The following is a 15,831-nucleotide window of genomic DNA, read 5'->3' as shown; positions in this document are numbered from 1 at the left end:
TCACGGGTGGTTATGACTTAAGGAATAGGAATGAAAAGTAAGAAGTTAAAATTATACTCAATGAAAATCTCTTCAAACCACATCAGCGTCGCCTTGCAGTCTGTATCTTACTGACCAAGCTATGGTGGACTTAGAATAGGTGATTTGGAGCGTCCTAGCGGCTAGGAAATGCTGATCATAGTCCTTTGCTGAGGATAGGGTGTTTCAATATTCAACACTCAACACTCAACTGTTGACCTAATTGATAGGAAGGGAATTACTATAAAATACTCAGGTTTCCATCATATTTCTTGAAACGATTGTGTAATTAAAATGTAACAATATTGTAACATTGGCACAAAAAGGTGTTGTACATATATAAATGTAGTATAACTGTTTCGCTATTTGTTAAAAAATAGGCTGTATTAAAAGGTTTTATATGTCTGTGCATATATATATATTGTCGCTTTTTTCTTGCCTTTCCTGACTCTATCTTGTCAGCGAGGAGGTTGACTTGTATGTCAGAAGTGTTACTATATGATTGATATATTATCGACTGTCGGCTTTTTGCGCGCTTTCTAAGCTCGGGGAAGCTCTCAGATGAGGAAAGGATTCACTTATGTTCAAGAAAAAGAATGATGGCAATGGAGAGAAAATTTTCCGTTATTCCATTCGTAAATACCATTTTGGGGCTGCTAGTGTTGCGGTTGCGGCATTGATGTTTTTCGCAAATGGGGTGCAAGCGCAGGCACCTGCAGTATCTTCGGCAACAGCCAGTGATGTAGTTGCTGGATCTGCTGGAAATTCAGATGGGGAACCACAGGAGTCAGATGGGGAAGAGCCAGAGAAGGTCTCTCAGACTGAACCGTCGGCTGAGCTCCAGTCTGCAGGGGAGTCAAACTCTCCAGAGACTAAAATCGAGGACGCTAGTAAGGGGCAGGAAACAGCTGGCCTTGTTCCTACCAAACCAGAGACGAAGCCAGCTGCTCAAGAAACTTCTCAAGGAGGAGCAGTAAAAGAGCAAGACCAGCCCACATCTGCCACTAAAACGACAGAAGCTAAATCACTCCAAGGCAATCTGCAAGCTTTGTTGGAAAAACTAACTCTTAGCTCCATGAAAGCGCTCCACGATGAAGTGGAAGCAGGTCTAGCAGCAGCTAAGGCAGTTTTGGACGATCCAAAAGCGACGCAAGCGCAGGTTGATGAGCAAGTAAGAGCTATGGAAGAACTGACGAGCCGTGTCAATCAAGCCTTGGAGCCATCGCTACCAAAATTGACAGACTTGGGTGAAGCAAGTTCGACAAATAATAAGCTTGTCGAACCAAACGGAACTGCAACTGAGCAAGCAACTGGTGGAAAGCGTCGTAAAAGAGGGGGAACAATCGAGCCTGGAGCAGTTGCGAACCAAGTTAGTCCAACTGATGGAGGAAAGGAAGCAGCACCTGAAGCCAACTCTCAATCTACTCCACGAGAACTCCCAACCTACACTAATACGACAGAAGGTGAAAACGGCGTCTATAGACTAAAAGATGAATTAGAGTCTATTGTCAAACGACTTAAAGAAAATCAAGCGTCGGAAGATAAAATCCAAGCAGCAAAAGCAGCAGCTGATAAGTTCAATGAAGCCTTTTCTAAAGGCGATACCATCAGCCAAGAAGATTTTGCCGCTGCCCTAGTCGACCTGAAAAAATCCCGAGACCTCATCGAAGGAGTGCTGGAAGAAAAATATGGTGAGGAAACTACAGCTGGAGGAGTAACTCCTCAACCACGTGATGGTGGCTACTCTGACTTTCGTAGTTCGAGAGTTACAAGAGCTGCAAGAGTTGGCGAAAACTACTCTGAAGCCTTTAGAACAGCTCAAGAAAGTTATTTTGAGAAATCAGGTGATAGGGGAAATTCTCCTTATGATAAGTATACCTATGTTTTCTATTCAAATAGAAAATATAGAGATAACTCAACGAAGCTGGTATCAGAGGCTGAAAAATATATTAAAGCTACAGTAACATCAACGGAAGATGGATTTCATTGGGATATTGAAATTAATAATCAGCACAGGAGATTACCGGGGAATACACAAGTTTGGTTTACTGTTCCTTCGGGTCAAGAATTTAAACACAATTCGGATGCTTTTAGCATAACAGAAAAAAGTGGAGGAACTACAACTAGATCTCCAAATACTAGTAGTATTTTAGAACTACTTAGAGACTCAAGAGCGCAATTTGGTAGGGTTACTAAAGGGACTACGACGTCTACTGGCGTTAATAATAGATTCACATTGAATCCAATGCCGTCTGGAAGTCTAAACGATTTGGCAAGGAGGGGACCTAGAGGAACCAATCCTTATGAGAGACGAGCTGAAAGCCGAGAAAATCAAAAGGTTTCAGATGGAAAGTTTGACATTATCAATTCAAGTAGAGGAGAGTTATACTATTTTGAATTGCCCAATAGTGACAGAAAATATAGATTGTCATTTAATACCGTGGGAAATAATGATGTTAAAAAACTGGTATATGCTTTTGGATTAAGAGGCAGAGAGGGGGCCGAATTATTTCTTGCAAACCAATGGCATGCCAGAACATATGCCGAGGCAAAAGGTGATGCTAAGGATGAAATAGAGAAAGCGAGACAACGTAAAAATGATAGCCTTGGTAAGAATGGAAGCCTTTCGTCTGTAGAGCGAGATGGTGCTACTGCAATAGTTAATACCTATGCACGTCAAGCTACACGCGATATTGAAAATGCCGACAGCCTTATTAAGGTGGATGATGCCTTGCACAAGGGGTTGGAAAATATTAACGGCGTGAACCCGATAGGGAAAGATTTGCCAAAAGAAGCTATCAAACAAGCCGCAAATACTAAACGAGGTGAGATAGACAAACAAGCAGGCTTAACAGATGAAGAAAAAGCTACAGCTAAGCGAACAGTAACAGAGAAAGAAACAACAGCAGTCTCAAACGTAGATACAGCAACAACAAATACAGCGGTAGATACAGCCAAAACTACAGGAGTTACTGAAATTAATAACGTTACAGCCACAGGAACTAAAAAACCTGAAGCAAAAGAAGCTATCAAACAAGCCGCAAATACTAAACGAGGTGAGATAGACAAACAAGCAGGCTTAACAGATGAAGAAAAAGCTACAGCTAAGCGAACAGTAACAGAGAAAGAAACAACAGCAATCTCAAACGTAGATACAGCAACAACAAATACAGCGGTAGATACAGCCAAAACTACAGGAGTTACTGAAATTAATAACGTTACAGCCACAGGAACTGCTAACACTCAAGCTAAGCAAGAACTACGCAGAAAAGCTGACGAGAAGAAAAACGCTCTAGCAGGAACTCCTCATATCACAAATGAAGAGAAGGAAGCCGCTAATCGTCAAGTAGAGGCAGCAGTTACAGCAGCGGAAGCTGAGATTGATAAAGCTAAGACACAAACTGATGTAGAGAATGCGAAGACTGCTGGTATTGCTGAAATCAATAAGGTCACAGCCACAGCAAGCGCCAACAATGGTGGCAATACTAACACCGGTGGTAACACCAACAATGGTGGCAACACTAACAATGGTGGCAACACTAACGCTGGTGGCAACACTAACACCGGTGGCAACACTAACAATGGTGGTAACACTAATAACGGTGGCAACACTAATAACGGTGGCAACACCAACACCGGTGGCAACACTAATAACGGTGGCAACACTAACACCAGTGTGACACCACCAATCCGTAACCGGAGAAGTGTAACCTTTGCTGGTGGCACTCAATCGAGTCAAGAGAAACAGGTTGATAAATCCGTCTTAAGAGATTTGATTGGAGACTTGGAAACTCGTTTGAAAGACTTGGATGGTATTGATCAATCTGTCATCGACGCTGTGAAGATCATTCTCGGAGAGGGTCAAGAAGCCCTTAGAAATACTGACTTGACGGAAGCAGACTTGAGAGAGATGACTGCTAAGATCAAAGAAGCACTCGAATCCTTGAAAGGTAAGCAAGCGACTAAGGATAAAGAGGAAATGCAAGAAACAAGCAAAGAGCAAGGTCATCTTCCATATGGTACCATGATTGCTAGCCTGCTCGCCCTTCTTGGTCTCCTTCTCTTCCTCATCGCTCGTCGCAAGAAAGAGTCAGAACTCAAGAAATTGACTAAGGAACTGACTAAGGTTCTGCAAGAAAGCGACCTTACAAATGTAGATGCGAAAGTCCTTGACCAAGCACGAGAAGCTCTCGCTCAAGCAGTTGCCTTCCTAGCCAATGAGAAAGAGTCTGACCACACAGAAGAGGAGTTGATTGAGAAACTCAAAGCTGTTCTTGCTCAGTTAAGATACGTCAAACTTAGCCGAGTCGGAAACCAGCTAGAATAGTGATTGATAGAATGTTGGAAAAACTCAATTTGAGGTGAACATTCAGAAAATCTTTCTCTGATAAAACGCATAATATCAAGCTTTTTAAGGCAAGGTATTATGCGTTTTTATCATTTTGAAACTTTTTGTTCCATCCTTTTTGTGATATTTTTCCCTTATTTCACAAATATTTCATATTTAGATTTTATAATAAGTTATAGTTCAGTTTTTACTATACTTTGATATTCAAATATGTTATACTATGATTATCAAAGTAAATGAAAGGGGTTACGAACATGACGCCAGAAGAAATGTACCTGACAGATCGATTGGACGTACAGATAGCTCATTTTTTAAAGAAAAGCGTTCAACATCGTAGACGCTATAAGGTATTAAAAATAACAGAAATCGTGGCAGGTTTCCTCATAGCTGTCTTTTGTGCTGTTCCTATGCCAGGTGATCGCTACCGTTTGATTTCGGTTGCCTTATCCAGTTTAGGCTTGCTGTGTGAAGGGATTCTCAATTTGTATAATGCAAAGGAACATTGGATTTCTTACCAAAAGACTGCGCAACTCCTGGAGAGAGAAAAATTCCTCTATCAATGCCAAACAGAGAAATATGCAGGAAAAACCAAGACTTTTGCCCTATTTGTCAAGACATGCGAAGGTCTTATCTCAGAGGAAATCAACCAGTGGGAAAGTATCCAGTCAAAAGAAGTGGCAGCTAGTGCAGATGCTCCAGAGAAAAAAGAGTAGGAGGTGGAGGAAATGTCTCAATCCAGCTACCTATTGCCCTTGCTCTGGTTAAAAAAAGAAGCCGACAAGGAAAAGATGAGCGCAACTCAGTGCCAGATATTTTTCTTTTATTATCAACTGTTTGAACTCTTATTTGCTAGAGAAAGCGACTTGAGAGACTTGTGTCTGGGAAGGCAAGGTTTTTATTTCTCGCAGTTAGAGAAAGATTTGCTTTCTGGAGTTTCCCACTTTTTAAAAAACTTGGAGGGCAAGGGGACTCTCAAGGCTAATCAAGAAGTATCAGCTCGCAAAGCCCTTTTTCTAGCCTTGACAACTAGCCAGTCAGATTGGCAAGCTTTGGCTCCTGTTTTTGATTTTTATCAGACTATCGGGAGACTTGAACATCCTTCTCTCTTGAGTTCTCAGGACAGACAATATCTGATGTGGATTTACCAGTCAGCTTTGGAGAAGGATTATAGTGTCAAGGTTATTGGCGACAAGCATTTTGTATTGAAGAGACAAGATGCTACTAAATTGACAGGGCGCCAAACTCAAACTTTGGAAACACTGAGTCAATCAGAAGACTTGGTCAATCCTGTCTATGTTACATTAGGAGAAAAGGGGGTGCTCTTGCTTGATTAAGAGAGGAGATGTTGTAGCTCTTTATTTGCCTTTTCCGACTATTAGTAGCGATTTGGCTGTGAAGAATCATATGTATATTTGTATTGACAACAGCATGACTAAAAACAAAGAGTTGGTTAAAAATCAGACCTTCAAACCAGCTCTCTTGACCAGACGTTTGGTCAAGAACTTTATGATAGAAGAGCCGGATCTAGCTCGTAATCCTTTTACAAGACCAACCTTGATTGACTTAGATAAGGTATTTATGTTGGATAATACGGTCATTCCGACTTCTTATCTAGCTAGACGGCGACGCAATGTCTCAGAAGAATTGTACGAGGAAATTTTGGATCACTTAGTCCAACCACGGCTGATTTCGCTGAACAAGTCTGAGTTTATGCAACTCAATCCAGGAACTTATTAGGAGGAAGAATATGGCAAATAAAGCAGTAAATGACTTTATACTAGCTATGGATTATGATAAAAAGAAACTCTTGACCCATCAGGGAGAGAGTATTGAAAATCGTTTCATCAAAGAGGGGAATCAACTACCCGATGAGTTTGTTGTTATCGAAAGAAAGAAGCGGAGCCTGTCGACAAACACAAGTGATATTTCCGTGACGGCTACCAACGATAGTCGCCTCTATCCTGGAGCGCTTCTCGTAGTGGATGAGACCTTGTTAGAGAATAATCCCACTCTTCTTGCGGTCGATCGTGCTCCGATGACTTATAGTATTGATTTGCCTGGTTTGGCAAGTAGTGATAGCTTTCTCCAAGTAGAAGATCCCAGCAATTCAAGTGTTCGCGGAGCGGTAAACGATTTGTTGGCCAAGTGGCATCAAGATTATGGTCAGGTCAATAATGTCCCAGCTAGAATGCAGTATGAAAAAATCACGGCTCACAGCATGGAACAACTCAAGGTCAAGTTTGGTTCTGACTTTGAAAAGACAGGGAATTCTCTTGATATTGATTTTAATTCTGTCCATTCGGGCGAAAAGCAGATTCAGATTGTTAATTTTAAGCAGATTTATTATACAGTCAGCGTAGATGCTGTTAAAAATCCAGGAGATGTGTTTCAAGATACTGTAACGGTAGAGGATTTAAGACAGAGAGGAATTTCTGCAGAGCGTCCTTTGGTCTATATTTCGAGTGTTGCTTATGGGCGCCAAGTCTATCTCAAGTTGGAAACCACGAGTAAGAGTGATGAAGTAGAGGCTGCTTTTGAAGCTTTGATAAAAGGAGTCAAGGTAGCTCCTCAGACAGAGTGGAAACAGATTTTGGACAATACAGAAGTGAAGGCGGTTATTTTAGGAGGGGATCCGAGTTCGGGTGCCCGAGTTGTAACAGGCAAGGTGGATATGGTAGAGGACTTGATTCAAGAAGGCAGTCGCTTTACAGCCAATCATCCAGGTTTGCCGATTTCTTATACAACTTCTTTTTTACGGGACAATGTAGTTGCGACCTTTCAAAACAGTACAGACTATGTTGAGACTAAGGTGACAGCCTACAGAAACGGAGATTTACTTTTGGATCATAGTGGTGCCTATGTTGCCCAATATTACATTACTTGGGATGAATTATCCTATGATAATCAAGGTAAGGAAGTTTTGACTCCTAAGGCTTGGGACAGAAATGGGCAGGATTTGACGGCTCATTTTACCACTAGTATTCCTTTAAAAGGGAATGTTCGCAATCTCTCTGTCAAAATTAGAGAGTGTACCGGACTTGCCTGGGAATGGTGGCGTACGGTTTATGAAAAAACCGATTTGCCACTAGTGCGTAAGCGGACGATTTCTATTTGGGGAACGACTCTTTATCCTCAGGTAGAGGATAAGGTAGAAAATGACTAGGCTCGTGATTTTAAAATGAGTCTATCAAACCGTAGCTGTAAGAAAAAGTAAAAAGGGTAGTGAAACTCCTTGCTATACAGGGAATTAGCTACCTTTTACTTGTTTTAGAAGTGCCGTTGTACTAGTCTAACTTCAGTATCATGTGAAATCAAAAAGAGCATACATTTCTGTTTCAGGAACACATAAATTACACTCTTCGAAAATCTCTTCAAACTACGTCAGCCCTATCTGCAACCTCAAAACAGTGTTTTGAGCAACCTGTGGCTAGTTTTCGAGTTTGCTCTTTGATTTTCATTGAGTAATAGATGTTTGGTTAGAAATTCTTCTATTGATTTCTTAGAATACAATAGCGCCTATAAGAACTGTTGAATTTCAAAGTATTTACTTGAACTATGATATGTCTGGAGTAGACTGTCAATAAAAGGTGCAGTATGATTGTTTTTGTCGATTATATCTACAAACTCTAAACAGTAGTTTGAGCGGACTTTGTCAAACTTGGTAGAAACTTTCTATTTTCAGATAATGGTCTAGTTTGTTTTTTGAATGTTGATAAGGATGGAAAGGCAAGACCATCTTGGCAACAAAAGTGCTATCCTAGTTGGATTTACTGAATAAAATCCATTTCCTCTAGTGAAAATCGAAAAAACTTGTGTTATAATAAGAAAGATTAAAATGTGAAAAAAGGAGATTCCTAATGGGACGTAAATGGGCCAATATCGTAGCCAAGAAAACGGCTAAAGATGGAGCTAACTCTAAAGTATATGCAAAATTTGGTGTAGAAATCTATGTAGCAGCTAAAAAAGGTGATCCAGATCCAGAATCAAACTCAGCTTTGAAATTCGTTATCGACCGTGCTAAACAAGCCCAAGTGCCAAAACACGTTATTGATAAAGCGATTGATAAAGCAAAAGGAAACACAGACGAAACCTTTACAGAAGGACGTTACGAAGGTTTTGGACCAAATGGTTCTATGTTGATCGTGGATACTTTGACTTCAAACGTTAACCGTACAGCGGCTAATGTCCGTGCAGCCTTTGGTAAAAACGGCGGAAACATGGGCGCTTCAGGTTCTGTTTCTTACCTCTTTGATAACAAAGGTGTTATTGTATTTGCAGGTGAAGATGCGGACGCGGTCTTTGAGCAATTGCTCGAAGCAGATGTGGATGTGGATGATGTAGAAGCAGAAGAAGGAACAATCACAGTTTACACAGCGCCAACTGACCTTCACAAGGCTATCGTTGCCCTTCGTGAGTCAGGTATCGAAGAATTCCAAGTGACTGAATTGGAAATGATTCCTCAATCAGAAGTGGAATTGTCAGGCGATGACCTTGAAACCTTTGAAAAACTTTACAGCGTCCTTGAAGACGACGAAGACGTACAAAAAATCTACACAAACGTAGATGGGTTCTAATTTAACCTAGAGAATATGATCCTAAGTGAAAAAATCACTTGGGATTTTTTTAATCAAGAAAATAGTTCTCATGAAAACTTTTTCTTGACATCTCTTTTCTGAAAATGATAAAATAGTTCTCCTAGGAACTAAATGCAATGATTAGAAAGGGGTTAGTATGGATAAACCGATGTTAGTCTTTAAGCGTTTTGGTCATCAGATTCACCTCATGGTGCAAAAGGAAGCCAAACGTTGTGGTATTGAATTTATGGGTGGACCTCAAGGTCAGGTTGTGCGTTTTTTGGATAATCGTGAGAAAAACCAAGACTTGGTCTTGATTAAAGATATCGAGCAGGAACTCAATATTACCAAGTCTGTTGCTAGTAATTTGGTCAAGCGTATGGTGCAAAATGGTTTGGTGGAATTGGAGGCGAGTCCTAGCGATAAGCGGGCTAAATTTGTTCGTCTGACGGACAAATCACGTTCTCAGATGAAACAGGTTAAGGCCTTCTTTGAACGCATAGACAAGCAGTTGATGGAAGACATTGATGAAGATGAATTACTGATTTTTGAGAAAGTTCTCGGTCAACTACAGGAAAATATCAAGGGGATAGGAGGAGAGAATGAAGAAATTAGCAAAACGAATTAGTAGAAAAGAATGGGGGATGATTTTACTAGCCATTCTCTTTACTTGCTTTTCGGTCTATCTAGAGTTGGAAGTGCCGACCTATATCTCGAAAATTACGGATTTGCTAGGTAGTCAAGGAACTAATTTAGATGAGTTGTGGCAGCCGGCAAGCATGATGGTGGGAATGTCCTTTCTTGCCTTCTTGTCCGTAGTTGCAGTTGGATTTTTTGCATCCCGAGTGGCGGCTTCTTATACTAGTAGGCTGAGAAGTGATATTTTTAACCGAGTTTTGGATTACTCGCAGACAGAGATTAAGAAATTCTCTATTCCTAGTCTCTTGACGCGTACCACCAATGACATTACTCAAGTTCAAATGTTGATTACCATGGGCTTGCAAGTAGTTACGCGTGGTCCAATTATGGCTATCTGGGCTATTGGGAAGATTTTAGGTCATTCAGAATACTGGCTCTGGGCCGTTCTTGTGGCAGTGATTGTCAATGTTTTGATGACGACCGTTTTGATGACGCTAGCCTTTCCAAAACAGTCCTTGATTCAGGGGCTGACTGATAAACTGAACAGTATTACTCGTGAAAGTTTAACAGGTATTCGCGTCGTTCGTGCCTACAATGCAGAGGAATACCAAAATGAAAAATTTGCAGTAGCAAATGATGAATTGACACGCTTGAATTTGTTTGTCAACCGTCTTATGGCTATTTTGAACCCTATCATGATGGGGATTTCAAGTGGTTTGAGTGTGGCGATTTACTGGATTGGGGCCTATGTGATTAACGACGCTGCTCCGATAGCGCGTCTGCCTCTCTTTAGTGACATGATTGTTTTCATGTCTTATGCCATGCAGGTTGTCATGGGCTTCCTTCTCATGGGAGCACTCTTCATCGTTCTTCCCCGAACTATGGTCTCTGCTAAGCGGATTAATCAAGTTTTAGATTTGCATTCTTCTATCCAAAACCCTGCTCAAGTGCAGCTGGCTGATGAAAACCTCAAAGGTCAGGTCGAATTTAAGGATGTGACCTTCCGCTATGCGTCAAATTCGGAGGCAGTTATCGAACATGTTAGCTTTAGAGCAGAAGCTGGTCAAACAGTGGCCTTTATTGGGTCAACAGGTTCTGGTAAATCAACTCTAGTTAATCTTATTCCACGTTTCTACGATGTGTCAGAAGGAGAAATTCTGGTGGACGGTGTCAATGTTCAAGACTATGACTTAAATGATTTGCGCAATAAGGTTGGTTATATTCCCCAGAAAGCGGTTCTCTTTTCAGGTGATGTTAAGGGCAATTTGGACTTTGGACACAGTCAAGAAACACCGCTGAATGAACAAGCTATGTGGCAAGCCTTGGAATTGGCCCAGTCTAAGAACTTTATCGAAGATAAGGAAGCGAGCTTAGAGTCAGAAGTGGCCCAAGGAGGAACCAACTTCTCAGGTGGTCAAAGACAGCGTCTGGCTATTGCGCGTGCCTTAGCTCGGAAGCCAGAAATCCTCATCTTTGATGACTCCTTCTCAGCCTTGGACTACAAGACAGACCGTGTCCTACGCCAAGAGCTAGCAGAAAAAACCAAGTCTATGACCAAGCTTATCGTTGCACAGCGTATTTCAACGATTATGGATGCTGATTTGATTTTGGTCTTGGATCAAGGAAAAGTCGTGGGACAAGGCACCCACAAGGAACTTCTAGCTAATAACGAAGTTTACCAAGAAATTGCCTATTCACAACTATCGAAGGAGGAATTGGAACATGGAAAATAAGAAAATGTCTCTTTGGAAACAGAGTAAACCCTATCTTGCAGGTCTCCAGTTTGCCCTTTTGATTGCCTTTCTAGCAACAATCGTATCCAATATCATTACCGTATATGGTCCAACCCGCATCAAGGAAATGACCAATATCATTGCTAGTGGTCTGGAAACAAGTGTGGATGTCGCGGCGGTTGCAGCTATTGGTGGTTTTTTGGCCGTGATTTATGTGATCGGACTTCTATCAAATTATTTACAGGCCTTTCTGTTTACAACAGCTATTCAACGTTTTTCAGAGCGTTTGAGAAGAGCCATTGCAGAGAAAATCAATAGCCTACCATTGGGATATTTTGATGGACACTCTCAGGGGGATACTTTGTCTCGTGTAACCAATGACGTTGACACTGCAGCCCAGTCCCTTAATCAAAGTCTGGGAACAGTTCTTTCATCTAGTTTATTGGTCTTAGCAGTCTTGGTAACCATGTTTGGGATGAACTGGATTTTAGCCTTGGTGACGGTTGTTTCAACTCTTGTTGGTTTTGCTTTCGTGTCTGTCTTTATGGGCAAATCACAGGGATTTTTTAAGAGTCAGCAACAAGACTTGGCAGCTGTCAATGGCTATGTGGAGGAAATGTACTCTGGCCATAATGTGGTGACCAGTTATAATGCCATCGAGAGCACGAAAGAAGAATTTGCAACATTAAACCATCGTCTGTATGATAGTATCTGGAAATCTCAGTTTATTTCAGGGATTATGATGCCGATTATGATGTTTATTGGGAACTTTAGCTATGCCTTGGTGATTATCGTTGGTGCAGCCTTGGCTCTGAATGGGCAGATTAGTATCGGGATTATCGTTGCCTTTATGGCCTACGTTCGTATCTTTTCTCAGCCTCTTTCACAAATCGCCCAAGGGATTACTAGTTTGCAGCAGGCTAGTGCAGCCATGGGACGTGTCTTCGAATTCCTAGCTGAAGAGGAAATGGAAGACGAATCCCATAAAGAAAGACAATTGAGCGATATGAAAGGTCAAGTAGTCTTTGATCGAGTCTCCTTTGGTTATACACCAGAGCGAACCATTATTCATGACTTTTCTGCGACCGCTCATGCAGGTCAAAAGGTTGCCATTGTCGGACCGACTGGGGCTGGTAAGACAACTATTGTCAATCTTTTGATGAAGTTCTATGAGATTGATAAGGGAAGTATCCGTATCGATGGTGTGGATACCAAGGAGATGAAGCGTTCGGAAGTACACGATGCCTTTTCAATGGTCTTACAGGATACTTGGCTCTTTGAAGGAACTATCTGAGATAATCTCATCTATAACCAAAAGGGGATTAGTGATGAGCGCGTGATTGAAGCCAGCAAGGCTGTAGGGATTCACCACTTTATTATGACCCTACCAGATGGTTACGATACCGTCTTGGATGATACAGTGACCTTGTCTGTCGGACAAAAACAACTCTTGACCATTGCTCGTGCTTTGTTAAAAGATGCGCCACTCCTAATCCTAGATGAGGCGACTTCTTCTGTTGATACCCGTACAGAGGAATTGATTCAGAAAGCCATGGATCGTTTGATGGAGGGCAGAACTTCCTTCGTCATCGCCCACCGCTTGTCAACCATTCGTAATGCTGATCTTATTCTGGTTATGAAAGATGGAAATATCATCGAGCAAGGCAATCATGATGAGCTAATGGCGCAAGCTGGTTTCTACGCTGACCTCTACAACAGTCAATTTACAGAATACGAAGCAGAAGAATAAATCGAAAGAAGGCTTGACGGCCTTCTTTTTCTTATTTATACTAGTATACATAGAAAGAGAGAAGTATGAGTCAGAAATTATACAATATGAAATTTGTTGCGGTCTATCTAGCCTTGCTTGCCAAGGTCGAGCGAAAGGGGGGAAGGGCAGAATCCGTTCACCAAGTGACCAGTTGGCTGACAGGTTATGAAGTGAGTGACATCCTCACTTGTCTGAATAAAGATCTTACTGATGGAGATTTTTTTCGACAGGCGCCGTCTTATGCTCCTGAACGGATAGCGATTACAGGAAAGATTTGTGGGGTTAGTATTGAGGAAATTGATGATCCTTTGTTGCAAGAAATACGTCGCTTGGATAAATTAGTAGATTGGCTTGCCAAGGGGAAAACATCTCAACAAGTTCTAGAAAAATATGAGAAATTGAAATGAAAAATTATCAAGAATGGTATGGCCACATTGCTAGTAAGATTGAAAATAAGCCCTTTCTTCTGAGCTTGTTAAGAACTTTCAATCGGTTGATGACAGTAGTTATGCCTATAGTTTATCTAACCTTGTTAGCCACTACCTATTTCCAAGAAGGCTTAGGGAAACAGGTCTGTATCTATGTGTTTGTCCCTGCGTCAGGTTTTGTAATTTTGTCTCTTTTCCGTAAGAAAATCAATGCCCCTAGGCCTTATGAGGAATGGGATATTAAACCCTTGCTTGACAGAGATAGTCCTGGTCAGTCTATGCCCAGTCGTCATGTCTTTTCAGCAACCATTATCTCCATGGCTTGCTTGCATGCTAGTCTAACTATGGGGATGATTTGTTTGACATTATCAGCCCTCCTCGGTCTAGTGAGAGTCTTAGGGGGAGTGCATTATCCCAAGGATGTAGTAGTTGGTTATATTTGTGGTCTTGTGTGGGGTGTGCTTTTCTTTCTATTTTGACCTGTAAGTTAATACTCAATGAAAATCAAAGAGCAAACTAGGAAGCTAGCCGCAAGCTGTACTTGAGTACGGTAAGGCGACGCTGACGTGGTTTGAATTTGATTTTCGAAGAGTATAAGGCGGTCCTAGAACCACTTACGTGCCTAAAGTAACCACTTGCTTTTTTGCTCTTGTTTTCTTATTTTGCCTTTGATATAGTAGAGTCAGAAAAGAGATGGAATGAAGTTACGAATCGAAATTGACAGCAATTTAGAGGAAACTGAAATTGTCATCAAGGCAGCGGCTTTGACAGATGAGATTGCGGACTTACAGCGGCTCTTGCAAGAATCCAAGTCTCCTCGGTTGATTTTTTACAAGGGGACGGGTGAATATTATCTGGACTTGTCGGAAATTCTTTTCTTTGAAACAGAGGGGAACAAGATTTACGCCCATACCCCGAAAGATGCCTACGAGGTTCGACTTAAACTCTATGAGTTAGAGTCTATCCTGCCCCGTTATTTCAGTCGAGTATCCAAGTCGACCATTGCTAATATTCGGCAAGTCTATTCGGTGGATAAGTCCTTCTCAGGAACGGGCACTATTTCCTTTTATCAGACCCACAAGGAGGTTCATGTGTCGCGGCATTACCAATCCCTCCTAAAAGAAAATCTAAGAAACATGAGGTAAGAACATGAAAAAGAAAGCATTTGGTATTGTGTTGCTCATTTTGGCGGCTTTAATATTATTACAGGGGAATTTTGGGATCCCTTCTCTTGGAGGGCACATTTGGCCCTTGCTTGGTATTGCATTTTTTGCCTATCAATCAGTTGAAGCTTTGCTTCGTCGTCATCTGACATCAGCAGTTTTTACAACTTTTGTAGCTCTCATGATTGCTAATCATTTTTATGACATTTTACCGATTCCAAATCAGTCATTGTTCTGGGCTAGTATTTTAATCGTAATGGGTGTCAGCGCACTCACTCATTCTAACAGAACTTGGAATGGGAAAAAATGGTGGTATGATGGTGAAAAAACCATTTTTATAGACAAGGAAGTCGCTTTTGGGACTGGGACTTTCTACAAGCAAAATCAAGAATTGGTAGAAGACCAAGTAGAAGTTGGTTTTGGCAATGCCAAGATATATTATGACAATGCAGAGATTTTAGGAGATACCGCAACCCTGAAAGTGGAAGTTGGTTTTGGCAATGCAGTTATCTATGTTCCTCAACATTGGCGAGTTGATTTGAAGGTGGAAACTTTCTGTGGTGTAGCCAAGACAGATACTCCTCTAGCCCCAACCAGCAAAACCTTGATTATCCGTGGAGATGTGGCCTTTGGGAAGTTGGGTATTGTCTACGTTAAATAAAAAATCTTCACTTCAATAATCAAAATAGGCGTACTAAGAGTAGGAAATTGATGCCTTGCTCTGATTTCAGTTCTATGGTTGTTAGACTTTAAAAAATGAAATGTTGCTTAAAAGTTGTATATTTTTCGATATTTTGGCTCTTACGTTTGATGTATCTATGTCCTACAGCGTGGATGATGTAGTGTTAAATGCTTTTAAAAAAATGAATGATATTGGACAGTTTTTGGCCTTTAATTGCTCAGGGGCCATGAAAGCAAGCACTTGGGTTTATGACAAGGGAGAATGGTATTATGTAAGTTCTTCTGGAGCCATGCTAGCGAATGATTGGGTCAAAGATAATGGCAAGTGGTATTATCTAGCTTCATCAGGTAAGATGCTTCGCAATACCTACACACCTGATGGTTACTACGTTGATAACTCAGGCGCCTGGCAATAAGAATAATACTCTTCGAAAATCTCTTCAAACCACGTCAGCTTCATCCACAACCTCAAAACA

At 41.2% G+C, this 15,831-nt stretch carries 12 protein-coding genes and 2 pseudogenes; all 14 read left to right on the top strand.

Annotated elements, in window-relative coordinates:
- The first annotated feature begins 598 nt into the window (after positions 1-598).
- Positions 599-4,345, top strand: coding sequence for a DUF1542 domain-containing protein (locus tag HT736_RS11705; RefSeq protein ID WP_240154025.1), 3,747 nt, complete (start codon positions 599-601; stop codon positions 4,343-4,345).
- A 275-nt stretch (positions 4,346-4,620) separates the two neighbouring features.
- Entirely contained in the window at positions 4,621-5,079 is a 459-nt protein-coding gene (locus HT736_RS05740; protein ID WP_000186951.1) for a DUF4231 domain-containing protein, read from the top strand.
- A 12-nt stretch (positions 5,080-5,091) separates the two neighbouring features.
- On the top strand, positions 5,092-5,700 hold the full coding sequence (locus tag HT736_RS05735; RefSeq protein ID WP_000083606.1) for a hypothetical protein: 609 nt from the start codon (positions 5,092-5,094) through the stop codon (positions 5,698-5,700).
- Positions 5,693-6,103 carry a hypothetical protein gene (locus tag HT736_RS05730; protein ID WP_000595757.1) on the top strand — a complete coding sequence of 137 codons (411 nt, stop codon included), beginning with the start codon at positions 5,693-5,695 and terminating at the stop codon, positions 6,101-6,103. The genes HT736_RS05735 and HT736_RS05730 overlap by 8 nt, the downstream gene beginning before the upstream one ends.
- Positions 6,104-6,113: 10 nt before the next feature.
- Positions 6,114-7,529: a cholesterol-dependent cytolysin pneumolysin gene (ply, locus tag HT736_RS05725; protein ID WP_001284352.1), complete on the top strand. Its 1,416-nt coding sequence runs from the start codon at positions 6,114-6,116 to the stop codon at positions 7,527-7,529.
- A 694-nt stretch (positions 7,530-8,223) separates the two neighbouring features.
- Positions 8,224-8,940 (top strand): YebC/PmpR family DNA-binding transcriptional regulator, encoded by a 717-nt coding sequence (locus tag HT736_RS05720; protein ID WP_000532877.1) that lies wholly within the window; start codon positions 8,224-8,226, stop codon positions 8,938-8,940.
- A 157-nt stretch (positions 8,941-9,097) separates the two neighbouring features.
- Positions 9,098-9,568: a MarR family winged helix-turn-helix transcriptional regulator gene (locus HT736_RS05715; protein ID WP_023937308.1), complete on the top strand. Its 471-nt coding sequence runs from the start codon at positions 9,098-9,100 to the stop codon at positions 9,566-9,568.
- Positions 9,543-11,312, top strand: coding sequence for an ABC transporter ATP-binding protein (locus HT736_RS05710; RefSeq protein WP_172930825.1), 1,770 nt, complete (start codon positions 9,543-9,545; stop codon positions 11,310-11,312). The genes HT736_RS05715 and HT736_RS05710 overlap by 26 nt, the downstream gene beginning before the upstream one ends.
- Positions 11,302-13,062 (top strand): annotated as a pseudogene (locus HT736_RS05705) (ABC transporter ATP-binding protein). Before HT736_RS05710 ends, HT736_RS05705 begins: the two are co-directional and overlap by 11 nt.
- A 65-nt stretch (positions 13,063-13,127) precedes the next feature.
- Positions 13,128-13,490 (top strand): DUF2200 family protein, encoded by a 363-nt coding sequence (locus HT736_RS05700; protein ID WP_000078815.1) that lies wholly within the window; start codon positions 13,128-13,130, stop codon positions 13,488-13,490.
- Entirely contained in the window at positions 13,487-13,990 is a 504-nt protein-coding gene (locus HT736_RS05695; protein WP_000800914.1) for a phosphatase PAP2 family protein, read from the top strand. Before HT736_RS05700 ends, HT736_RS05695 begins: the two co-directional genes overlap by 4 nt.
- Before the next feature lie 219 nt (positions 13,991-14,209).
- Complete coding sequence (locus tag HT736_RS05690; RefSeq protein ID WP_050261818.1) at positions 14,210-14,656, top strand: LytTR family DNA-binding domain-containing protein; 447 nt, start codon at positions 14,210-14,212, stop codon at positions 14,654-14,656.
- 4 nt (positions 14,657-14,660) lie between these two features.
- A complete protein-coding gene (locus tag HT736_RS05685; RefSeq protein ID WP_119943685.1) occupies positions 14,661-15,335 on the top strand; it encodes a hypothetical protein in 675 nt (224 codons plus the stop codon).
- A gap of 238 nt (positions 15,336-15,573) precedes the next feature.
- Positions 15,574-15,771: pseudogene (locus HT736_RS11965) on the top strand (N-acetylmuramoyl-L-alanine amidase family protein); the annotation flags it as partial.
- Between the last annotated feature and the right edge of the window lie 60 nt (positions 15,772-15,831).

Source organism: Streptococcus sp. 339 (assembly GCF_013277285.1).
GTDB classification, from domain to species: domain Bacteria; phylum Bacillota; class Bacilli; order Lactobacillales; family Streptococcaceae; genus Streptococcus; species Streptococcus pseudopneumoniae.
Note: the sequence above shows the minus strand (reverse complement) of the source record. Positions and strands in the feature narration are given on the sequence as shown.